This window comes from Shewanella sp. 553 (assembly GCF_059338375.1).
In genome coordinates this window covers 1,112,765-1,134,627 of the sequence record NZ_CM181701.1, presented here as the reverse complement: position 1 = coordinate 1,134,627, position 21,863 = coordinate 1,112,765, and the positions used below count along the sequence as shown (strand labels likewise).

General features: G+C 46.9%; 18 protein-coding genes, 6 tRNA genes and 1 pseudogene. 3 read left to right on the top strand and 22 right to left on the bottom strand.

Going from position 1 to position 21,863, the window contains the following annotated elements; translation table 11 throughout:
- Positions 1-73 precede the first annotated feature (73 nt).
- From AC5YBZ_RS05095 to AC5YBZ_RS05060, 8 genes are all read right to left on the bottom strand, one after another.
- A complete protein-coding gene (locus AC5YBZ_RS05095) occupies positions 74-874 on the bottom strand; it encodes a hypothetical protein (protein WP_494519748.1) in 801 nt (266 codons plus the stop codon).
- Positions 861-1,421, bottom strand: coding sequence for a sigma-70 family RNA polymerase sigma factor (locus AC5YBZ_RS05090; RefSeq protein WP_494543702.1), 561 nt, complete (start codon positions 1,419-1,421; stop codon positions 861-863). The genes AC5YBZ_RS05095 and AC5YBZ_RS05090 overlap by 14 nt, the downstream gene beginning before the upstream one ends.
- Before the next feature lie 324 nt (positions 1,422-1,745).
- On the bottom strand, positions 1,746-2,255 hold the full coding sequence (purE, locus tag AC5YBZ_RS05085) for a 5-(carboxyamino)imidazole ribonucleotide mutase (protein ID WP_475516196.1): 510 nt from the start codon (positions 2,253-2,255) through the stop codon (positions 1,746-1,748).
- Between the two features lie 279 nt (positions 2,256-2,534).
- Positions 2,535-3,155: a transglycosylase SLT domain-containing protein gene (locus AC5YBZ_RS05080; RefSeq protein WP_494543492.1), complete on the bottom strand. Its 621-nt coding sequence runs from the start codon at positions 3,153-3,155 to the stop codon at positions 2,535-2,537.
- 110 nt (positions 3,156-3,265) lie between these two features.
- Positions 3,266-3,691, bottom strand: a complete 426-nt coding sequence (locus AC5YBZ_RS05075; RefSeq protein ID WP_494543491.1) for a hypothetical protein — start codon at positions 3,689-3,691, stop codon at positions 3,266-3,268.
- Positions 3,691-5,274 (bottom strand): glutamate--cysteine ligase, encoded by a 1,584-nt coding sequence (gshA, locus tag AC5YBZ_RS05070; protein WP_494543490.1) that lies wholly within the window; start codon positions 5,272-5,274, stop codon positions 3,691-3,693. The genes AC5YBZ_RS05075 and gshA overlap by 1 nt, the downstream gene beginning before the upstream one ends.
- Before the next feature lie 179 nt (positions 5,275-5,453).
- On the bottom strand, positions 5,454-8,288 hold the full coding sequence (locus AC5YBZ_RS05065) for a M16 family metallopeptidase (RefSeq protein ID WP_494543489.1): 2,835 nt from the start codon (positions 8,286-8,288) through the stop codon (positions 5,454-5,456).
- A gap of 37 nt (positions 8,289-8,325) precedes the next feature.
- The gene (locus tag AC5YBZ_RS05060; RefSeq protein ID WP_494543488.1) at positions 8,326-8,748 is read right to left on the bottom strand and encodes a YqaA family protein; all 423 of its coding nucleotides are present in this window, start codon (positions 8,746-8,748) and stop codon (positions 8,326-8,328) included.
- A 274-nt stretch (positions 8,749-9,022) separates the two neighbouring features.
- Here AC5YBZ_RS05060 and AC5YBZ_RS05055 point away from each other — a divergent pair.
- The 3 genes and pseudogenes from AC5YBZ_RS05055 (at position 9,023) to AC5YBZ_RS05045 (ending at position 11,261) form a co-directional block, all read left to right on the top strand.
- Positions 9,023-10,271 (top strand): annotated as a pseudogene (locus tag AC5YBZ_RS05055) (dicarboxylate/amino acid:cation symporter).
- 377 nt (positions 10,272-10,648) lie between these two features.
- Positions 10,649-10,834, top strand: a complete 186-nt coding sequence (locus AC5YBZ_RS05050) for a hypothetical protein (RefSeq protein WP_110456469.1) — start codon at positions 10,649-10,651, stop codon at positions 10,832-10,834.
- A gap of 85 nt (positions 10,835-10,919) precedes the next feature.
- Positions 10,920-11,261, top strand: coding sequence for a PBPRA1643 family SWIM/SEC-C metal-binding motif protein (locus AC5YBZ_RS05045; RefSeq protein ID WP_494519751.1), 342 nt, complete (start codon positions 10,920-10,922; stop codon positions 11,259-11,261).
- Between the two features lie 42 nt (positions 11,262-11,303).
- Here the strand turns inward: AC5YBZ_RS05045 and AC5YBZ_RS05040 are convergent, their stop codons facing one another.
- The 14 genes from AC5YBZ_RS05040 to recA form a co-directional block, all read right to left on the bottom strand.
- Complete coding sequence (locus AC5YBZ_RS05040; protein ID WP_494524456.1) at positions 11,304-11,489, bottom strand: hypothetical protein; 186 nt, start codon at positions 11,487-11,489, stop codon at positions 11,304-11,306.
- 238 nt (positions 11,490-11,727) lie between these two features.
- Complete coding sequence (locus tag AC5YBZ_RS05035; RefSeq protein ID WP_494519759.1) at positions 11,728-12,858, bottom strand: sodium ion-translocating decarboxylase subunit beta; 1,131 nt, start codon at positions 12,856-12,858, stop codon at positions 11,728-11,730.
- Between the two features lie 8 nt (positions 12,859-12,866).
- On the bottom strand, positions 12,867-14,678 hold the full coding sequence (oadA, locus tag AC5YBZ_RS05030; protein WP_494524455.1) for a sodium-extruding oxaloacetate decarboxylase subunit alpha: 1,812 nt from the start codon (positions 14,676-14,678) through the stop codon (positions 12,867-12,869).
- Positions 14,679-14,697: 19 nt separating this feature from the next.
- Positions 14,698-14,946, bottom strand: coding sequence for an OadG family protein (locus AC5YBZ_RS05025; protein WP_494543487.1), 249 nt, complete (start codon positions 14,944-14,946; stop codon positions 14,698-14,700).
- 754 nt (positions 14,947-15,700) lie between these two features.
- Positions 15,701-15,792, bottom strand: a tRNA-Ser gene (locus AC5YBZ_RS05020).
- Positions 15,793-15,800: 8 nt separating this feature from the next.
- A tRNA-Arg gene (locus AC5YBZ_RS05015) sits at positions 15,801-15,877 on the bottom strand.
- Positions 15,878-15,934: 57 nt separating this feature from the next.
- Positions 15,935-16,011: transfer RNA gene (locus AC5YBZ_RS05010), tRNA-Arg, on the bottom strand.
- A 33-nt stretch (positions 16,012-16,044) separates the two neighbouring features.
- Positions 16,045-16,121: transfer RNA gene (locus AC5YBZ_RS05005), tRNA-Arg, on the bottom strand.
- A 30-nt stretch (positions 16,122-16,151) separates the two neighbouring features.
- Positions 16,152-16,228: transfer RNA gene (locus AC5YBZ_RS05000), tRNA-Arg, on the bottom strand.
- 22 nt (positions 16,229-16,250) lie between these two features.
- A tRNA-Ser gene (locus AC5YBZ_RS04995) sits at positions 16,251-16,342 on the bottom strand.
- Between the two features lie 213 nt (positions 16,343-16,555).
- A complete protein-coding gene (gene csrA / locus AC5YBZ_RS04990) occupies positions 16,556-16,753 on the bottom strand; it encodes a carbon storage regulator CsrA (protein WP_110456474.1) in 198 nt (65 codons plus the stop codon).
- A 590-nt stretch (positions 16,754-17,343) separates the two neighbouring features.
- Positions 17,344-19,968, bottom strand: a complete 2,625-nt coding sequence (gene alaS / locus AC5YBZ_RS04985; protein ID WP_494524454.1) for an alanine--tRNA ligase — start codon at positions 19,966-19,968, stop codon at positions 17,344-17,346.
- 198 nt (positions 19,969-20,166) lie between these two features.
- Positions 20,167-20,616, bottom strand: a complete 450-nt coding sequence (gene recX / locus AC5YBZ_RS04980) for a recombination regulator RecX (RefSeq protein WP_494519764.1) — start codon at positions 20,614-20,616, stop codon at positions 20,167-20,169.
- 13 nt (positions 20,617-20,629) lie between these two features.
- Positions 20,630-21,691 carry a recombinase RecA gene (gene recA / locus AC5YBZ_RS04975; RefSeq protein WP_494519765.1) on the bottom strand — a complete coding sequence of 354 codons (1,062 nt, stop codon included), beginning with the start codon at positions 21,689-21,691 and terminating at the stop codon, positions 20,630-20,632.
- Positions 21,692-21,863 lie beyond the last annotated feature (172 nt).

Here is a 21,863-nt window from a genome sequence, read left to right as displayed (position 1 = left end):
GTGTCCAATTCAGTTAATCACAGCCCCTGCGGGCTGTGGACATTATGCCAGTCGATACCCACCAGCTTTCAGCCTAAGGTTGGCTGTGAGCGTTGATTTGTTGGGTTAAGTCACGCCACCTTTGATGTAAGGGATGCGTCTTATCGGCTAATTGTGGGCGTTGCTGGTTAATGCGCTGCAACAATATCACCGCTTCAGACCATTGCTCAGTACTCACAAGCTGTTGTAAGTGATTAAGCGCTTGTTTATCGGATATTACGGCTTTGGCTTGCCCTTTAGGTGCTGGCTGTGGCTTCGCTTCGCGGACGGTTTCGGCACTCTCCTCTAGAGCCATAGGCTCGCCACCCTCTGCGTTGCTAGCATCAGCCTTGCTATCGATAATCGCTAAGGAGGAAGCATCACCTGCTTTACTGCTCTCCTCACTAACGCCTGTCATTTGACTGGCCTCTGCTATTTTGGCGCTAGCGTCACTCGCTATAGACTCGCCAACATTTGAATCACCAGCAGTAGAGCCTGTAATATCAGGCTCATCATTTTCAGGTGCAGCCATTGGCGCGCTCATCATCCGAGGTGCGTGCACTGCTTGGCTGTCTAGCGCTTGTGGCGCAATAGTAAATGGCTCCATTATCAATGGATCTTGGCTGGTCGGATTGAGCAGCAATATACTCGCGACTAATAACACAGACGCCGCCGAGGAGAGGGACCAGCGATATTGGCGCCAGAAACTCACCTGCTTAGGCGCATGGATTTGGGATGCTTGCGCCATGGCTAAAATGTGGCTGTCTAACGCCTCGCTAGGTTGCTCGGTTGCCTGTGAGCGATACAGCTGTTGCAATGCCTGATCGACGCTGTCATCTTGGCTATTTTGTGTCATGGTGTTGTTCCTGCCATTTACCTTCGACGCACTGTTTTAATGACTGAGTCGCATAGCGCAGCCGACTTTTTATCGCCTCTAGCCCTGCGCCCGCAACCTCGGCAATCACAGCGGCGGTGAACCCCATCTCCATGCTGAGCAAAAACGCCTCTTTTTGAACATGAGGCAATAGCGCAATACACTCTTTTAAGAGCGTGGCCTTTTGCCCTTGCACTGTCAGTTGCTCCGGAGCGTACTGCATACAAGGCAGCACATTGTCTATCGGTTCCCCTTCTACAGCCGCATCACTAAAAAGCTCAACGGGCTTTAGCGCCCGCACATGATCAATCAACAAATTATGGGCGATACGGTACAACCAAGTGGTAAATTTGGCGCGGCGCTCATAATCCACAGCCGCTTTAATCACCCGCGCCCATGTTTCTTGATACAGATCTTCAGCCAGCTGCCTGTCACCAATTTGCCTTATAAAATAGCGATATAATCCGCCTTTATATTTTTGATAGAGGAGTTCAAACGCACGCGGATCCCCATTAGCAAACTCTTGCATCAATCTGTGATCCGTTTCTGCGGCCTTGGCAGCTTCAGACACCTTGTCCAATATCTGCTCCCTAATCGTTTATCTGGTTAAATATTGTTTTAAAGTCTGCACTGAGTGCACCTTTTTGTCTAGATTAAGAGAATCAGATACAAGCGCCTATTGATACTCACGTTACTGGACACCAAAAAGGGTTAATGGGTCATCAAACTGTGTGAGCAGCATAAAAAATGCCGCCAAGGTTAACCTTGGCGGCATTAATTAATCGATAAGTTAGTCACTCTTATTCGCCATCAAGGTAATAGGCAAACGGCACCTTGATAGCGGCAAGCGTGATTATAGATTCGCTAATTTTTCTTGTAGTTTGGCATCTTTGGCTTGCACGGCTTCTGCCGACTTGGCACGCTCTTGTTTTACCGCCAACGCCAACTCATCATCACCCACGGCCAACATTTGCGCCGCTAAATAACCGGCGTTTTTCGCGCCAGCACTGCCAATCGCAACCGTTGCAACAGGCACGCCACCGGGCATCATCACGGTTGATAATAGGGCGTCATGGCCTTGAAGCGGGCCGCAGTCAACGGGTACGCCAATCACTGGGCGAGTGGTGATCCCAGCTACAGCGCCAGCAAGGTGGGCAGCTAGGCCAGCGGCGCAGATAAAGACTTTACAACCACGCGCTTCGGCGTCGGTCACATAAGCGTGAGTCGCAGCAGGCGTGCGATGCGCCGAGGTTACTTTAGCTTCAAAGCGAATACCGAAAGTCTTGAGGACATCTAAGGTGGCTTGCATGGTGGGCAGATCTGAATCAGACCCCATTAATACGGCAACAAATGGCTTAGTCATGTTTTATCCTTTTTGTAGGGTATAGCTATTATTTTGGGCGCATTATAGTCATTTTTCCCCTTTGATAACAGGGGCGCTATAACGATAAATTGGCCAAATATGGTTTAACTAGATGCAAGATTAACAGAGGGATTAATTGCACCATCTTCGACATGACTTTGATTGCAAGCCGATGGTAAGCCGCTTTTATAGAGAAGCATAACCACTGCACTCACTTTTGATAGATAAGAAAAAGCCTCGATATTATCGAGGCGAGTAGCGGGATTGACGGCACAAAGACTAACCAAAAAACAGGCGCCACAACCAAGATGAATCAAGATCTTCTTGGCAACTACGGTATTGGGCTGCATAACGTTTCGCCCGCGCATCAACCTTGTCAGCCACCTTGACTAACCAAGCTTTATGCCGATACGTTTTACGTTTATAGCCGCCCCACCCTTCGTGGTAATTGAGGTATTGATTGCGCGCATCCCATTTAGACACGCCATTAATTTTATGGGTTTTGTAGATAAACCATCCCATAAAATCCATCGCATCATCAAAATCACTACGGCTGGACCAACTATTGCCCGTTTCTCTGACATAGTCATCCCACGTCATGGTTTTCGCTTGGGCGTAACCGTAAGCATCACTGGCTCGGCCAATAGGTATAAAACCTAAAAAGTACTCCATTGGCGGCGCGGCATTGTGTCTAAACGAACTCTCTTGGTACATCATTGCCAGCGGTACATGCACAGGAACGCCCCACTTTTCACGGGTGTTGACCGCCGCTTTATACCAATCTCTATGCTCTTGATAAATCGCACACAAATTCTCAGGCTCTCTTGGCGGAGAGGTGGCACATCCACTGAGTGATACTATCAGCAGGCCGCTGAGTAAAGGGGCAAGAAACTTCTTCATGGGGAATACCAAAACTATCGTTTAATCAGCGCTATAGTTTCACATTCTTGCTAGATTGAATCAATGTAAATCAGCTGAACTTGGGATAAGGTCGAGTGAATTGGCTGAACTTAATTAACGGATAAAAACTCACATTGGAGGGCATCTTCTGACCAGACAACGGGTTGCCAATAGTCGCTGTCGAGGCCACGATAGACTTTATCTTGATTAAAACGCGCAGCTAAATGGTAACGACGATTCGGTTTAACATCTATGGTCAATGTCTTAGTGCCTCTGGCGGCCAACTTTACTTTTAGCTGCGGCGAATCAATAAGCTCTGCCACAGTGAACTCATGAACGCCCGGTGCTAGCTGATAATTGGGTTTTGAAATCACAGCCTTGCCGTTAAGGTGAGTTACCACCACCCGATAGAGCCCATCCTCTTTATCCGGTACAAGGTAACCGGCAACCGTGCCACATTGCGCACTATTATCTGGCCCTGAGGCACAGGCTGATAATAGCAATACTAGGGGAAATAATAGTGCGCAGGCTCTCATCAGACGACCTCAACCTTGGGTTCGGCAAAATAGTGACTCAAATACTGCTCGAAACTCACAGTAGATTGCGCCTCTAATTGCGCTTGAGCCTGCAGTGAATCGCTCGCCGCTTGTCGATAAGCTTGCTCAACATCGGCAGCCAATGGATAGTCCATTAACTCTTGGTAATAGGTTTGCGCCAAGTCTTTTACCCAATAACTGTGATCGCGCTGCGTCGATACTAGCTCAGTTAAAATTTGGCCAGACAAGGTTTTTGATGGATCATCAACAGCCGCAAGCCAATGGGCTAATGTGGTTTGATAATCGCCTTGCTCACCCCCATCAAGCAATTTTGCAACACTGCTTAACTCATCAAACAGTTGGTGTAACCAGCTTTGCATCGCAATCGGCTGACCATGACGGCTTAACATTAAGCCGGGTTTACGCCCTTCAAGGATCACTGCATTCAGATTTTGACTGATCTCCGCCTCTTCTGCTGGCGTCGATTTCGGCGAGGGACTGAGTAAACAATGCAATAAAAATAGATCTAAGAAACGGATCTGCTGTGCTTCAATCCCCACAGATGAGTACGGGTTAACATCAAGGGCTCTGACTTCGATATACTCAACGCCCGCACGTGCTAAAGCCTCTGACGGTTTCTCACCCTCTTGAGTCACTCGTTTAGCCCGTATGGGTGAGTAAAACTCGTTTTCAATTTGCAGCACATTGGCATTAAGCTGGCGATACTCACCGTCAACCTTAACGCCTATTGCCTCAAACTTCGCCGAGGGCATCTTGATCGCCGCTTGAATACCGGTTAAATATTCAGCCAGTGAGTTATAGCTAATATTTAAACGCTCTTGTTCTTTATTGGTGTAGCCCAAATCGCTCATGCGCAGTGATGTCGCATAAGGTAAATACAAGGTGCCCTTACCCAGCTTTTCAAACGGATGAGCCGTGGGCTGATCTTTAATAAAAGAGCTACATAAGGCGGGGGATGCGCCAAATAGGTAAGGTAATACCCACACTTGACGGCGGTAATTGCGAATTAAGCCAAAATAGGACTCTGAGATAAACTCATCGCGGCTAAGCTGTTTATCTGACACCTCATAAAGCCGGTCCCACAAGGCTTGCGACACCGAAAAGTTAAAGTGTACCCCGGAAATAATTTGCATCAGGGCGCCATAGCGGTAGGTTAAGCCTTTACGATACAAACGTTTGAGTTGACCCACGTTTGAACTGCCGTAATCGGCAATGGGAATATCGGCAACATCACCCACATAACAAGGCATACTCACAGGCCACAGCTGTTGCTGACCTATATTGCGCACGGTAAAGGCATGTGTCTGCGTTAAGTCTGTCAGTAGGTCATCGATATTTTGATGCACTGGAGTAATAAATTCTAACAATGACTCACTGTAATCAGTGGTGATACGAGAGTTTGTTAGCGCGGCACCTAAACTATCTGGATGCTTGTCCGTTGCTAGATGTCCCGAAGGCTCGATGCGCAGTGCTTCTCGCTCAATGCCACGTACCATACCCGTTAGCGCATCTCGTCCCTGCTCATCGTTAAGCAGGCCAATAACTTCAGTGAAAGAGTTCAATATCTGTGTCTCTTATTGCTTCAACATGATCATTTGCAGGCTAGACCTACAAAACGCGTGATAAATTTCACTCGCCTCAAAAATAGTCCTCTAACTAGCTTATTGGCAAGTAAAAAAAATAAAGCGGTGAGCTAAATCAAGCATCACCGCATCGTTAATATTGGGGTAAAAAGATCTGATTACAACGCTAAAGCACGCACTGGATAACCCAAGGCTTTAATGTCGGCTTCAATATTGGCTTTATCACCCACAATCAATACTATCATTTCAGCCAACTGAAGTTTAGCGCTGGCCAAGTTATTTAGCTCCTCTTTAGGAATATTTCTAATAATATCAGCCTGAGTCAGAGTAAAATTAGGCTCGAGGTTAAAGCGCTGGATCCGGCGCATAAAGCCTGCTTTCTGGTAAGGCGTCTCATAATCGAGCGCCTGACTTTGCGAGACGGAGTTACGCATAAAGGCTAACTCTTGATCTGTCATGCCGTTGGCTTGATAGCGGTTAATCTCCTTAGCAAACTCAACTAAGGCCAGAGCGGTAACATCGCTACGAACGCTAGCTGTAGCTTGGAATAGCCCTTGCTCACTGCCGCCAGAAAAATAGCTTCTCGCGCCATAGGTGTAGCCTTTATCTTCGCGTAAGTTAAGGTTTATACGACTGTTAAAGGCGCCGCCTAAGGGGTAGTTCATCAAGTAAGATTTGAAATACTCGCCTGTAGCGTCAAACGGCATCGCCCGCTGCCCGATCTTAATCACCGACTGCGCCGCTCCCGGTTTATCGACAATATAGACAGTCCCCGCCTCAAGTGTCGGCATTGCCGCTAAGGCTGGTAATGCACTCGACTCACCTTGCCAGCTCGATAACCCTTGTAATTTGCTGAGCAGTTGTGGCTGCTTTAAATTGCTCACCGCCACGATTTGCGCGTTACCGGCACGATACTGCTGCTGGTAAAATCCTTTTACATCATCAAGGGTGAGCGCTGAGACACTGGCAATGGTGCCTTCGGTGCTGATCCCAAGGGGGGTGTTATCGCCAAAGAGCAAAGCATCAAAACCACTGTTAGCAATATAGTTAGGATCCGACTGCATATGTTGCAGACTTTGCAAATGTTGCTGCTTAACACGCTCGAAATCGGCACTGTTAAAGCCCGGTTTAAAGAGTTTTTCTTGAACTATCGCCAAGGTTTCGTCGATATGTGACGTCAGCGCCGACACCTTAACGTAGCTTTGATAAGTGCTCGCGCCAAAACTAACCGTGCTGCCTAGCATTTCTAACGCCTGCGCCAGCTCTTCTGTGCTGCGCAATTGGCTCGACTCATTAAGCACTGATGCGGTTAAGCTGGCTAATCCGGCTTGCTTAACATCCACCAAACGGTGCCCGCCATTTAAGTAGATCATCAATTCAACAGTGGGAGTTTCGCTACTGGTGGTAGCCATCACATCAATGCCGTTACTGAGTGTGCCGGTCCATAACACAGGTACGGTGATCATCGGCGCCACCTGAGGTGTTGGCATGATGCTGCGATCAAACGATGGCGCAACGGCTTCAACAACCTCAAGACCGGTTACCGCTTCCTCGGCAACCTGCGGCGCTGGCGCAACATAGTTATCTTCATGGGCAATTAGCTGGGTTTGCCCTTCAGGCACGACACTCATCACTACCATAGGCTTGTTTTTAATGTAGGTGTTAAACACCCGCATCACATCCTCTTTAGTGACGTTGGCGTAGCGGGTTAAATCGTACGCTATCATATCGGGGTTGCCGAAAAAGGTTTGATTTAACGCCAGAGTCGATACTTTGCCTTTGACACTCTGTAAACCAAAGATGGTGTTAGCTTCAAATTGCACTTTGGCTTTTTGTAGATCGTCATCGGTCACGCCACGTTGCTCAAATTCGGCAATCGACTCAAGTACCCGCGCTTCAATATCACTCAGTTCGCCACCACGAGCAGGGTTGGCTAAGGCGTAAATAGAAAACTGACATGCCAATTCCTGACAAGGATGACTGACACCAGCTTGCACTGCATAGCCGTCTTTAACGAGGTTTTTATAAACTAACGAGGTTGGGCCACCACCAATAATATTGGACAGCAGATCGAGCGCAGCCTCATCTTGATGGCTGGCGTAAACCGTTGGAAACGCAATTCTTAACAGGGGTAAATGCACCCTATCTTCCATCGAGATATAACGCGTCTTATCGAGTTTCACCAACGGCTTAGGTGCAGCGGTAACTTCTGGGCCACGTGGGATCTCGCCAAAATATTTATTCACCCACGCCAATGTTTGCGCTTCGTCGAAATCACCACCTATGGTCAAGGTGGCATTATTGGGGCCGTACCAGCGCTGGAAGAAATGCTTAACATCGGTCACATCGGCGCGGTTTAAATCTTCGGGCCAACCGATAACGGGCCATGAATAAGGGTGCCCTGCAGGATACAGCGCTTGGTTAAAACGCTCGCCCATACGGCCATAAGGTTGGTTATCAATACGTTGAGCGCGCTCATTTTTGACCGTCTCGCGTTGTACTTCAAATTTCTCTTCGGTTAAGGCAGGCAAAAAGTATCCCATGCGATCGGACTCAAGCCACAACATTTTTTCTAATTGGTTGCTGGGCACAGTCTCAAAATAGTTAGTACGATCGGTATTGGTAGTGCCATTTAACGTACCGCCCGCTTCGGTAACCGCTTTAAAGTGTTGCTCGTCGGCAACGTTCTCTGAGCCTTGAAACATCATATGTTCAAATAGATGGGCAAAACCTGAGCGTCCAGGAAGCTCGCGAGATGAGCCTACATGGTACGTCACATCCACATGCACCAAAGGATCTGATTTATCTTGATGTAATATGACGGTCAAGCCATTGGCCAGCTGATATTTTTTGTAGGGAATACCCACACCTGACTCTGTGGTGGTGACCGTTTCAACTAACGAAACCCCTTGCGGCAAACTGGTCGAGATATTCGACGCAGAGCAAGCGGTCAACGCTGCCGAAATCGCGGCAGCTAATATCCATTTCTTCATTAATGTTTACTCCTGTGTTAACTGGTAGGCCTGCGCCTTACAACCAATGTAGCGTTAACGCTGCAACCAGCAGATAACGTATTCCTTTTCCAATAAAAATCATGATACTCGACTTCACCACTGGCAGCTTTAACCAGCCTGCCAATAGGCATAGTAGATCGCCAATAAGCGGCATCCACGCCAATAACAGACTCCAATAGCCATAACGTTTGATTAAGCCGATACTGTGACGATATCGCCCTTGGGCCATCGCTTCTGGCGTCGTGGCAAAACGCCCCAATGTGCCCAAATAATAACTAGTGATCGACCCGAATCCATTGCCTAACGTCGCCACTATTACCAAAGATAACCACTTTTCAGGGGTGTTATCGATTAACGCCACCAATAAAACTTCTGATCCCCCTGGTAACAAGGTTGCAGCAATAAATGCTGCACTAAACATCAACCATAACTCGGTCATATTGGCTTACCTAATGAAAAAAAGTAATTTTTTATGTACAACACTCTAGATTGAGTGATGTTACCCTAAGGTTAAAAATTAAAGATATTAAAACATTCTTTTTAATGACAATAAGTTATAACAAAATCAATTTTGTAAGCAAGGCCAAGGGCCTATAGAATGTCGCCTAATAAAATAGTATGTTGAACAGCCTCGATGACGCGTATTAGAACAAGCGCTCTTCCCGACTCAACGGCTCCATCGCTCAACACAACATTAAATTGGACATTATCCCATGTGGCAAACGATTAAACAGATCCCTTTTTGGCAAAAGGTGCTGGCTGGTTTTATTTTAGGGATCACCTTTGGCTTAGTATTAGGTGAGCAAGCGACGCAATTAAAACCTTTAGGTGACTTATTCATTGCAGCGATTAAGATGTTGGTCGCCCCACTGGTGTTCTGCGCCATTGTGGTCAGTATCACGTCACTAGGCAGTGGTGTTAGCCTCAAACGCCTGAGCTTTAAAACCCTACTGATGTTTATGTTTACTGGCACCATCGCCTCGCTTATCGGTTTAACCGTAGGCAGTTTGATTGATATGGGGGGCACGCTCGAACTAGCGACAACTGAGGTGCGTGAACGTAATGTGCCAGGTTTTGCTCAAGTACTGCTTGATATGGTACCGGTTAATCCGTTCGCATCCCTTGGCGAAGGTAAGGTGCTACAAATTATCGTGTTTGCCGCCCTGATTGGCATCGCTATTAATAAGGTGGGCGAAAAAGCAGAGCCATTAAAGCGCACCATTGAAGCAGGCGCCGAGGTCATGTTTCAACTCACCCGTATGGTACTGCAACTGACACCAATCGGTGTATTTGGCCTAATGGCTTGGGTTGTGGGCGAGTATGGATTATCGATGCTACTGCCGTTAGGTAAGTTTATTGCCGCTATCTACATTGCTGCTGCCATCCACATTCTGTTTATTTACGGTGGATTAATTAAATTTGCCGCTAAGTTAAGCCCTGTGCAATTTTTCCGTAAAGCGATGCCAGCCCAGCTAGTGGCCTTTTACTACAGCATCGAGCTTTGGCACCCTACCCGCCAGTACCCGTGCGACAGAGTCCATGGGCGTATCTAAAAAATATGGCGCCTTTGTACTACCACTTGGCGCGACCATGAATATGGATGGCTGTGGTGGTATCTACCCTGCTATTGCGGCCATATTTATCGCGCAGATCTACGGTATTCCGCTGGATATGACCGATTATATGTTAATTGCCGTGACAGCCACAGTGGCCTCTGTGGGCACCGCAGGTGTACCAGGTAGTGCCATGGTAATGCTGTCGGTCACTTTAGGGGTTGTGGGGCTGCCACTTGAAGGTATCGCCTTTATTGCCGCCATTGACCGCGTTATCGATATGATCCGCACTGCAACCAATGTCACTGGTGACATGATGACCGCCGTCGTGGTGGGTAAATCTGAAGGTCAGCTCGACGAAACGCAATTTTACAACGACGAAGAGCCCACAGTGAGCACGGCGAGTTAACATCAATTATCGAGTCAGCCTTAAAGGCAAGTTAGCCGAAATAGCACCATTCATAAAAAAAACCGCAAATGCGGTTTTTTTATGAGTAGCCATTAGTGATCCTTCACTAAGTCTATGCTTCTATCCTGCTTAGATTAGCCACTTAGATGAAGGCCCACTCGTCATATTACAGAGGGTTTATGCGCAATAGAGCACTCACAAGTGATTGCTAGCCCCTAATAATGTCATTGCTTGAAACGATATTTTTACCGCGTATTCGGCATTGGTAAAATCTCAAGCCCTTGAACATACTGATGGAAAATATTCACATAATGATGTGGATAGCGCGCAAAGCGTATTATACTTGGGCAATATTTGCGCTTACTTTTAGGATATTTATGGCTCGTCTGTTTTTACTTCCTATTGTGTTATGCCTATTTTGGACCCTGTTTCTGCATTTAACTGGCGTGCCGTTAAAACAGGGCAAAAAAGGCTTTATCTATATCATCGCGATCAGTATGACGGTGATCTTATCTTTGGGCTTTATACTCTGGTTAACCGCCGATCAAAATCTGAGATATTAATTTGCCTAAGGCGCTAGTGCTCATCGCAAGTTCTGGTAAGATAGCGGCCCTTTTGACGCCGTGAAGGCAATACTCTGGAAATGCTATGTCTGATAAGTTTTTCTTTAAAGGCCGTAAAACGCCTAAGCCAAAACATGAAAGTTATGGTTATAACACTAAGCGAGTCGCGAAACCTGGCAGTGAAGCGTTTCCGCTAGCACTTATCGTCAATAGCGAAGCAAGGTATGCAGAAGTGAAGGCGTTAGCCGATGAGCATCAGTTGGTCGCCAACATCGAAATCAAGCCTGAAGTGGCTGAAGATATTAACGCCTTGATGGGGATATTAAATAAACCCAAAACCGCCACAGTGGAGAAAAAACCACAGCGCAACGATCCCTGTATTTGCGGCAGCGGGCAAAAATACAAAAAATGTTGTGGTAAGCAATAAGTGGTTTAGCAGTGATAACCTTTTGCTATCACTGCGACAACATCAAATTTGTTCAGAAATAATACTAAGGTGAGCCTCTAGTTCTGCTTCGGTTGCCGGTAACGAATCAAGCTCAAACGTTAAGGGGCAGCCACCATTTAACATGAAAACTGAACGCTCACCATGATCATAGTGAAACCATTTACCGTTCACACACAGATCCGTATAGCAGTTAGCTTGTAATTCCATTATCGTCATCCTCATTCAGGTCAAATAATCACAATACTTGTGATGCGCATCACCGTTATCAGACTACAGAACAGATAGGGACTTGTTGATCTGCATCAACTGATTAAGCATTAGCTTGACTAAGCAATCGCTAACATTGGCTATATCAATGACAAAACAATCATTTGGCAAACATAAAAAAACGGCCTACTGAACTAAGTAGACCGCATTATCTTTATCACTGCCTGCGCTTACACTATCAGCCAAGCACGGCCAGTAACACACCTGCCGCCACGGCCGAGCCAAGCACACCCGCCACATTAGGCCCCATAGCATGCATCAATAAGAAGTTTTGCTGGTTCGCTTCAAGGCCAACTTTATTGACCACTCGCGCCGCCATCGGCACCGCTGAGACGCCAGCTGCGCCAATCAGAGGGTTAATCTTCCCGCCGGATAACTTACTCATTAACTTTGCCATCAAGACCCCTGTCGCGGTACCAATGGCAAATGCGACGGCGCCGAGCACCAATATGCCTAAGGTTTCTAGCTGCAAAAATTTATCGGCAGAAAGCTTAGAGCCAACGGCTAACCCTAAAAAGATGGTGACAATATTGATGAGCTCATTTTGAGCGGTACTCGATAACCTATCAACCACACCGGACTCGCGCATCAAGTTACCTAAACAAAACATGCCCACGAGCGGCGTTGCCGCAGGTAAAAACAAGATAGTTAACCCCAGCACCATCAGCGGAAAGAAGATCTTTTCTTTCTTACTGACTTCACGCAGTTGCTCCATCTTGATCTGGCGTTCAGACTCGGTTGTGAGTAACTTCATGATCGGTGGCTGAATAATGGGCACCAACGCCATATAAGAGTAAGCCGCAACGGCAATGGCCCCGAGCAGATCTGGCGCTAACTTAGAGGCTAAGAAGATTGCCGTAGGACCATCGGCTCCGCCAATAATGGCAATCGCCGCCGCATCTTGCATGCTAAACTCAAAACCGGGCACTAAGTTAAGGCCGATGGCCCCAATTAAGGTGGCAAAAATGCCAAACTGCGCCGCCGCGCCAAGCAGTAGCATCTTAGGATTAGCAATCAAGGCACCAAAATCGGTCAGCGCCCCGACCCCCATAAAGATCAGCAAGGGAAATACCCCAGTTTCAATACCCACATGGTAGGCAAAATAAAGTAAGCCGCCCTCGTCGGTAAACCCACCATTAGGAATATTAGCCAATACGGCACCAAAACCAATAGGTAATAACAACAACGGCTCAAACCCGCGAGCAATGGCTAAATACAGCAATAACCCACCCACGGCCATCATCAGTAATTGCCCGGCAGTAAAATTGGCGATACCTGATTCGGCCCAAAAGGCCAGTAATCCTTCCATGCTAACTCCTAAGCTATGGCAAGCAATTGATTGCCAACGGCAACAGAGTCACCTTCTTTTACCCAAACCTGACAGATCACCCCGTCGGACTCGGCACGGATCTCCGTTTCCATCTTCATGGCTTCGAGAATGATCACCACATCGCCCGCCTTGACGGCATCCCCTAAGGCCACATTAACCTTAAAGATATTCCCCGATAGCGGCGCACTCATTTCCGCTTTCGCTACATCGGCATCAGCGCTTGAGCTGGTGGTTGGTACCGTAAAGGGCACCACATTCTCATTGGGCACAATTTGGCTAATATCGCCACCTGGGGCCACTTCAACTACAAAACTTTGACCTTGAACATTTACCGTATAGGTCTCTGGTCCACGCTTATCACTCACCTCTGGCGATGTGTTAGCCGCTTCACTTGCCACTAGCACCTTAGGTGCTTGAGGCGTTGGCTCAAATGCGTCAGGGTTATTGCGATTATTAAGGAACTTAAGGCCAATTTGTGGAAACAAGGCGTAAGTGAGCACATCATCATCGAGCTCTGCAGCTAATAATGTCCCTTCAGCCTCAGCCTTAGTCGATAACTCGCTGCGCAACTTGTCTAGCTCTGGCGCCAGTAAGTCGGCAGGGCGACACGTGATAGCCTCTGCGCCAGCAAGTACACGTTGTTGGAGCTCTTGGTTAACAGGTGCGGGAGTAGCTCCGTATTCGCCTTTAAGCACCCCCTCGGTTTCTTTAGTAAGCGACTTATAGCGCTGCCCCGTCAATACATTGATCACCGCTTGGCTCCCCACAATTTGTGATGTGGGCGTGACCAAAGGTAAATAACCGAGATCTTGGCGAACCTTTGGGATCTCCTCAAGCACTAAGTCTAATTTGTCGGCGGCGCCTTGTTCGCGCAACTGGTTTTCCATATTGGTTAACATGCCACCTGGCACCTGGGCACGTAGAATGCGTGAATCAATCCCCTTGAGTTCACCTTCAAATGCGGCGTATTTTTTTCTTACCTCACGAAAATAGGCGGCAATCTCTTCGAGCAACGCCATATCATAGCCCGTAGCCCTATCGGTGCCTTCAACCATAGCGACCAAGGTTTCTGTCGCGCTGTGGCCATAGGTTTGGCTCATCGATGAGATAGCGGTATCAAGCACGTCAATGCCTGCTTCAATCGCCTTTTGGTAGGTGGCGGTGCTAAGACCTGTGGTGGCGTGGCAATGCAGTGACACTATTAAGTTAGTTTGGGCTTTAAGCTGACTGATGAGATCATAAGCTTCATACGGCTTAAGTAGACCGGCCATATCTTTAATGCACAGTGAGTGACAGCCCATATCTTCAAGGCGTTTGGCCATATCGACCCAGGTCGACAAGGTATGTACTGGGCTTGTGGTGTAAGAGATAGTGCCTTGGGCATGGCCACCGACTTCAACGACTGACTTGATTGCCGTTTCCAGATTACGCACATCGTTCATGGCATCAAATACCCGAAATACATCGACGCCATTGTCATGGGCTCGTTCGACGAAACGCTGTACAAGGTCATCCGCATAATGACGGTAGCCCAACAAATTTTGTCCGCGCAGCAACATCTGCTGCGGCGTATTCGGCATCGCCTTTTTTAAGGCTCTAATACGCTCCCAAGGATCTTCGCCTAAGTAACGGATACAGGCATCAAATGTGGCACCGCCCCAAGACTCCAGCGACCAAAAGCCAATTTTATCTAGCAGTGGCGCAATAGGAAGCATATCTTCGAGTCGAAGACGAGTGGCAAGAATAGATTGATGTGCATCGCGTAACGCAACATCGGTTAATGCAAGTGGCTTGCTCATAAAAACTCCCTACTTTTAATTATGCGTTGGCGCGATATTGATGAATCGCCGCGGTGATTGCCGCAACCAATTTAGGTTCGATAGCCGGCGAAAGTTCAGGCATGCTGCTACCGCCATCATTACTGGTCATAGGTGGCTTTTGGGGGCCAAATTTCCATGCCACTAGGCTTATGCCTAAGATGAGCATTGACAAAAAAACGAACACCAGCGCCATTCCCAACGCCATTATCATCAATGCGTCACTCAATTGTTGAGCAATAGAATCCATATTATCCTCTTCGAATAACCTTAATCTCTGTAGATGCAACAAGACACAAGCGACATACTACTTATTCAGTTTTTAAGCAAAAAAAATCACCTCAAAGCGTGAGGTGGTTATTTAGCACCAGCCAAAATGTTTCAAATACAGAATAACCATAACCAATCTATAACAAAAATGCGAGCAACATGTAAATTGGTCATACCAAATTTATTGAAACTATTTGACTCAAGCTGATAATTCGACAATTAAAAATCGATAAATATGAAGATATGATAAAAAAGCTAGCTGAAACCACTATGAATTAAAAAAGCCGCGTCATTTCGATAAAAATATACGTCATTAACACAAGTCAAGTAACCGATTATGCAAAAATATTCAATGAATAGCTGCAATAGCAAGGATCAGAGGCTCATGTCTATACAGTATGTTCGAGAGCATTAGTTCAAGGTGACAAGCAACATCGGCAGATGGCATTGGCTAACGCCGTTTAACTATCGTTACGACTAAGCTATGGATTCGACTAAATTATCGATTAGGCTATCGAGTTAAACCGACTATGCAGGAATCACTGAGATAAAACGATTGAGTGGTGACGATTGTGCAGTCGTCATGCAGTGTAAGGAGGTGTAATGCTATAAAGGCGGCGCTATCAGACGTGAGGACAACTTGAGTAAATAACTTAGGTAAATAACGTGGGTAAGAAAAGTATACGGTGAAAAACAGGCATAAAAAAACCCGTAACGTATACGGGTTTTAATAATGGCGGAGAAGGAGGGATTCGAACCCTCGATGGGATTTAAAGCCCATACTCCCTTAGCAGGGGAGCGCCTTCGGCCACTCGGCCACCTCTCCGCATAAAATGGTGCGCGTGGGAGGATTCGAACCTCCGACCGCCTGGTTCGTAGCCAGGTACTCTATCCAGCTGAGCTACACGCGCAAAACTTTACGTAAAACATAAAAAAGACGGAATTGACCGTCAAATTTATTTTGAATATGGTGCGCGTGGGAGGATTCGAACCTCCGACCGCCTGGTTCGTAGCCAGGTACTCTATCCAGCTGAGCTACACGCGCAAAATAACACTTAAATTCCAGATAAATTATAGATGGTGCGCGTGGGAGGATTCGAACCTCCGACCGCCTGGTTCGTAGCCAGGTACTCTATCCAGCTGAGCTACACGCGCATCTTATCTCTATAACTTATTTACTGTAAATGGTGCGCGTGGGAGGATTCGAACCTCCGACCGCCTGGTTCGTAGCCAGGTACTCTATCCAGCTGAGCTACACGCGCATCGTTTTTTACAGTTAAGAAATGGCGGAGAAGGAGGGATTCGAACCCTCGATGGGATTTAAAGCCCATACTCCCTTAGCAGGGGAGCGCCTTCGGCCACTCGGCCACCTCTCCGTTTTCTTGGCGCACATATTACTGTTTGCCGAAAATAAGTCAAACCATTTCTAAGAAACTAAATTCGTTTGGACTGTTTTTAAGCAGTTCATCGCTATAATGGGTAATCACTGCTTGCTATATCGCCATTGCGGTCAAAAAGCTAGCGGCATAAAAACAAAAAAGTCAGCAATATGCTGACTCTTATCGTTATCGACTTTATTAAGCATTAGCTTAAAAGTTACCGCCGTCAGAAGAGTTACCTGATTTTTCAGACTGAATACGCTGATAGATCTCTTCACGGTGAACAGACACTTCTTTTGGCGCATTAACACCAATACGAACTTGATTACCCTTTACGCCCAAAACGGTGACAGTAACTTCATCACCAATCATCAGTGTTTCACCAACACGACGAGTTAATATCAGCATGTTTTTGCTCCTTTGGTTCTAATTCTGCTTGCACGGCACTAATCCGTTATAACCTTTATTATACGGTCAGCTTAGTACAAATTAATAGTGTTCTGTTAAAAAACCCCTGCTAATAGCACCTTTATCGGTTTAAATTTTCCTGTCTAGGGTATTTGTCCGCTTTTCCTAGCGCAAAATTGTTTTGTTTACTACCGTTTTGTAGCAAAGCATCCAGTAGCAAGCACAATAGCATTCAAGGGGCATAACCAATATCTGCTGCAGTTATCCCTCTTTAACCTGTACAGCCATCACGCTGAGCTTAACCGCGCCATAGCGGTCATAAGTCTTGCCAATGGCTGGGCATAATTAGAGGTGACCATGTAGAGGTGGCCATTGATACCAAACTCGCCACGCTCCAACAGTCTGCAATATCCGGTCAAGTGTTCAATTTTTCAACCCTACACAATCACCAATGACAAAACTAACTAAGTACACCTCATTAGCCACTCATTGGAGGTAAGCCACCTTTATATCGATATAGGCGCCGAAGAGATAAAAAAAGCGCTCAATGAGCGCTTTTTTATTCAATAGGGGTTATTCAATAATGAAACTTACCCTAGACGTTCAGTTAACCAAGGCAGTACAGACGCCAAGGCGCTGTCGAGCTTAGCAGGTTCGCTGCCACCGGCTTGAGCCATATCAGGGCGACCACCGCCCTTACCGCCAACCTGAGGAGCTATCATACCGACCAGTTCGCCAGCCTTCACTTTGGCGGTTAAGTCTTTAGTCACGCCCACGATCAGATTAACTTTCTCGTCACCAGCAATACCAAGCACTACGATGCCCGATTGTAATTTCTGCTTAAGTTCATCTTGCAAGCCACGTAGTGCGCCAGCATCAACACCTTCAAGCTTTTTAACCAATACCTTGATACCGCCAAGGTCGATGGCTTCTCCAGCGAGATCGGCACTGGTTGCTGCCGCTAACTTGTCTTTAAGTTGTGACAACTCTTTTTCAAGCTGCTTGGTTTTATCAAGTTGCGCCTTAAGCTTGGCCACCACGGAAGCACTGTCGCTTTTAAGCAAGCTGGCAGCCAGTTCAAGCTGAGACTGTTGCTCACGCACATATGCCATTGCAGCTGCACCCGTTACCGCCTCAATACGGCGAATACCAGCTGCAATACCACCTTCAGAGGTGATCTTAAACAGGCCAATATCGCCCGTACGTCCAACGTGAGTACCACCACAAAGTTCGATAGAAAAATCGCCCATGGTCACAACACGTACCTGAGAGTCATATTTTTCACCAAACAAGGCCATCGCACCTTGTGCTTTAGCTTGTTCAATATCCATCACCTCAGCCTTAAGCTCGTGGTTACGACGGATTTGGGTATTCACTAAATCTTCTACCGCTTGCAGTTCTGCCGGCTTTACCGCTTCGAAATGAGAAAAGTCAAAACGCAGGCGCTCAGGATCAACCAACGATCCCTTTTGGCTCACATGACTGCCTAGCACTTGGCGCAGCGCAGCATGTAACAGATGCGTGACAGAGTGGTTTAGCTCGGTGCGATGTCTTAATGTTTTATCGACCTCTGCCAACAACACTTGGCCAACACGGATAGTACCGGCTTGCAGTTTACCGACATGCCCAACCGCTTGGCCATACTTTTGCGTGTCGCTCACAACAAACTCAGCGCCATCGCCACTCAGTAAGCCTTTGTCACCGCATTGTCCACCAGATTCCCCATAAAACGGAGTACTTTCCAGCACAATCACCGCATCCTCACCTACTGACAGTTCAGTCACGGCTTGACCATCACGATACAGGGCAACCACTTTGGCTTCGCCATTAAGATCACTATAACCACAGAAGTGGGTATGTTGATCAATTTTAAGCCCTTCGTTGTAATTGGCATCGAACTGCCCTGCCGCTTGGGCGCGGCGACGCTGCTCAGCCATCGCGGCCTCGAAACCGGCTTCATCTACGGTAATATCACGTTCGCGGCACACATCAGCCGTCAAATCGACAGGGAAGCCATAAGTATCATAGAGTTTAAAAGCCGTTTCGCCGTCAAGCACCTTGCCGTCGAGCCCATTAAGGGCATTATCTAAAATGCCTAAACCACGCTCAAGGGTACGCGCAAACTGCTCTTCTTCCGCTTGAAGCGACTTTTCTACAATGGCTTGTGTCTCTTTAAGGCCTTTCGCTGCATCGCCCATCACATCAATCAGCGTCGGTACTAGCTTGTAGAAAAATGATTCGGTAGCACCTAGCTTATTGCCGTGGCGCACGGCACGGCGAATAATGCGGCGCAATACATAACCACGACCTTCGTTCGATGGCATCACACCATCGGCAATCAGGAAGGCACAAGAGCGAATATGATCGGCGATAACCTTTAGCGAGTTATTGTTAAGGTCGCTAACATTCAGAATCTCAGCGGCCTTTTTAATCAGGGTTTGGAAAATATCGATTTCATAGTTGGAATGTACGCCTTGCATAATGGCGGCAATACGCTCAATGCCCATACCAGTATCAACCGAAGGTTTAGGCAGTGGCTCCATGGTACCGTCAGCTTGACGGTTGTACTGCATAAATACGATGTTCCAAATTTCAATGAAGCGGTCACCGTCTTCTTCTGGCGTGCCAGGACGGCCACCCCAGATATGCTCGCCATGATCATAGAAAATTTCAGAACAAGGACCACAAGGACCGGTATCGCCCATTTGCCAGAAGTTATCTGAAGCGTAAGCAGCGCCTTTGTTATCACCGATACGAATAATGTTTTCAGCCGCAACACCAATCTTTTTGTTCCAAATATCGAAGGCTTCATCATCGGTTTCATAAATCGTGACGCACAGACGTTCTTTGGGCAGCTTTAACTCTTCAGTTAGAAAGGTCCAAGCGAAGGTGATTGCTTCTTGCTTAAAATAATCGCCGAAGCTGAAGTTACCAAGCATTTCAAAAAAGGTATGGTGACGCGCGGTATAACCTACGTTATCCAAATCGTTGTGCTTGCCACCAGCGCGTACACAGCGTTGCGAGGTTGTCGCCCTAGTGTAATCGCGCTTATCTTCACCAAGAAAGACATCTTTAAACTGGTTCATACCTGCGTTGGTGAACAACAAGGTCGGATCATTGCCAGGTACCAGTGAACTGCTGTCCACTACCTGGTGACTATTTCTGCGGAAGAACTCCAAGAAAGCACTTCTCAGCGCTGCAGTGGTTTGATACATGAAATCATCCTGAATTAGGTTACATTCGCGGTGACAATTGAAACTTCACCGACACTCATAGTTAGCCCAACATTATAAGCAGTCTATTGTTGAACAACCAGAGGTTTAACCTAGGAAGTGAGATAAACGAACAAAAAGGCAAGTACAGAAGGGAAATAACCAGCAGACATGATTATTGAAGCAAGCAAACATGAATCATCATATATCGGAGTCAACCTCTAGCGCGTAGGCGATTTGATCGAAGCTATAACCTTGGCCCATTAAATAACGTACACGTTTAGCACGATCTTTTTGATCGCTAATAGGCCCATTATTAGCAAATTTTTTATTGGCTTTTGATTTTGCTAGCTCAAACCAGTCACAATCACTATTGTTTAATGCCCTTTCAATCGCCTCTTTCGATAATCCTTTTTGCGCCATCGATTGACGGATGCGGTTTTGACCATGGCCCTTGCTAATATGAGAACGCAGTAATAAGGCGGCAAAGCGAGCGTCATCTAAAAAACCATTATCGACACAACGGTCGAGTACAGGCTCAATTTCGCTTAACTCAAAGCCTTTTTGAAGCAGTTTAGTTTTGATTTGATGGCGTGAATAGTCGCGGCGGGCAAGGAGCCCAACCGCGATATGCATAGCAGAAGCTGTCATAACAAGTTAGTACTTAAAACACTTCACCTGTTTCTAAGTCGATATTCTCGTCGCTAACGGCAGGTTCAGCAGCCACTTTTTGGCCACCAAGCAGCATGGCACGCAGTGCGGTATCGATCTCTTTGGCAATTTCTGGGTTTTCTGTTAGGTATTTACCGGCGTTTGCGCGGCCTTGGCCAATCTTGTCACCTTTATAGCTGTACCAAGCACCGGCTTTCTCAATCAGTTTATGCGCTACACCTAGGTCGACTAACTCACCTGTACGGTTGATGCCTTCGCCATAAAGGATTTGGAATTCAGCTTGCTTAAACGGCGCAGCAATTTTGTTTTTAACCACTTTAACGCGAGTTTCGTTACCTATAACTTCATCACGATCTTTAATCGCGCCAGTGCGGCGAATATCAAGACGAACCGAGGCATAAAACTTCAGTGCGTTACCACCTGTTGTGGTTTCTGGGTTACCAAACATCACACCAATTTTCATACGAATTTGGTTAATGAAGATAAGTAGCGTGTTAGATTGCTTAAGGTTACCGGCAAGCTTACGCATTGCTTGGCTCATCATACGCGCCGCTAAGCCCATGTGTGAGTCACCGATCTCACCTTCAATTTCAGCCTTAGGGGTTAACGCAGCCACCGAGTCGACAATGATCACATCAACCGCGCCGCTGCGAGTCAAGGCGTCACAAATCTCTAACGCTTGCTCACCCGTATCTGGTTGAGAGCATAATAGGTTATCAATATCAACACCTAGCTTTTGCGCATAAATCGGGTCAAGCGCATGCTCGGCATCGATAAAGGCACACACTTTGCCATCACGCTGCGCTGCCGCAATCACCTCAAGGGTCAAGGTGGTTTTACCTGATGACTCAGGGCCATAAATTTCAACGATACGGCCTAGGGGTAAACCACCTGCACCGAGTGCAACATCTAATGATAGAGAGCCTGTAGAGATAGTCTCAACATCCATAGAGCGGTTTTCACCTAACTTCATGATGGATCCTTTACCAAATTGTTTCTCAATTTGACCTAGAACCGCGTTAAGGGCTTTCTCTTTATTTGCATCTATCTTCATGGTGCTTTCCTCTCTATCACAGGCGTTGCGCTGTGGTAAATCCGTTAGGATAAAGCATAGCGCTTACAACGAGCTGTGCTTTATGTGTCTCAATATGCTGACTAGTATACTGTACAATCATACAGTATCAAGTACTGTTGATGATTATTTTTTACTAAATTTAAAACAGCCA

Excerpts from the sequence above, each read along its gene's own strand:
- AC5YBZ_RS05065 (WP_494543489.1), bottom strand. The coding sequence starts at position 8,288 with ATGAAGAAATGGATATTAGCTGCCGCGATTTCGGCAGCGTTGACCGCT.
- AC5YBZ_RS05060 (WP_494543488.1), bottom strand. The coding sequence starts at position 8,748 with ATGACCGAGTTATGGTTGATGTTTAGTGCAGCATTTATTGCTGCAACC.
- AC5YBZ_RS05050 (WP_110456469.1), top strand. The coding sequence starts at position 10,649 with ATGGCTCGTCTGTTTTTACTTCCTATTGTGTTATGCCTATTTTGGACC.
- recX (WP_494519764.1), bottom strand. The coding sequence starts at position 20,616 with ATGACAGCTTCTGCTATGCATATCGCGGTTGGGCTCCTTGCCCGCCGC.
- csrA (WP_110456474.1), bottom strand. The coding sequence starts at position 16,753 with ATGCTGATATTAACTCGTCGTGTTGGTGAAACACTGATGATTGGTGAT.
- AC5YBZ_RS05035 (WP_494519759.1), bottom strand. The coding sequence starts at position 12,858 with ATGGAAGGATTACTGGCCTTTTGGGCCGAATCAGGTATCGCCAATTTT.
- AC5YBZ_RS05075 (WP_494543491.1), bottom strand. The coding sequence starts at position 3,691 with ATGAGAGCCTGCGCACTATTATTTCCCCTAGTATTGCTATTATCAGCC.
- recA (WP_494519765.1), bottom strand. The coding sequence starts at position 21,691 with ATGAAGATAGATGCAAATAAAGAGAAAGCCCTTAACGCGGTTCTAGGT.
- AC5YBZ_RS05045 (WP_494519751.1), top strand. The coding sequence starts at position 10,920 with ATGTCTGATAAGTTTTTCTTTAAAGGCCGTAAAACGCCTAAGCCAAAA.
- purE (WP_475516196.1), bottom strand. The coding sequence starts at position 2,255 with ATGACTAAGCCATTTGTTGCCGTATTAATGGGGTCTGATTCAGATCTG.
- AC5YBZ_RS05025 (WP_494543487.1), bottom strand. The coding sequence starts at position 14,946 with ATGGATTCTATTGCTCAACAATTGAGTGACGCATTGATGATAATGGCG.
- AC5YBZ_RS05095 (WP_494519748.1), bottom strand. The coding sequence starts at position 874 with ATGACACAAAATAGCCAAGATGACAGCGTCGATCAGGCATTGCAACAG.
- oadA (WP_494524455.1), bottom strand. The coding sequence starts at position 14,678 with ATGAGCAAGCCACTTGCATTAACCGATGTTGCGTTACGCGATGCACAT.
- AC5YBZ_RS05040 (WP_494524456.1), bottom strand. The coding sequence starts at position 11,489 with ATGGAATTACAAGCTAACTGCTATACGGATCTGTGTGTGAACGGTAAA.
- AC5YBZ_RS05090 (WP_494543702.1), bottom strand. The coding sequence starts at position 1,421 with ATGCAAGAGTTTGCTAATGGGGATCCGCGTGCGTTTGAACTCCTCTAT.
- alaS (WP_494524454.1), bottom strand. The coding sequence starts at position 19,968 with ATGTATCAAACCACTGCAGCGCTGAGAAGTGCTTTCTTGGAGTTCTTC.
- AC5YBZ_RS05080 (WP_494543492.1), bottom strand. The coding sequence starts at position 3,155 with ATGAAGAAGTTTCTTGCCCCTTTACTCAGCGGCCTGCTGATAGTATCA.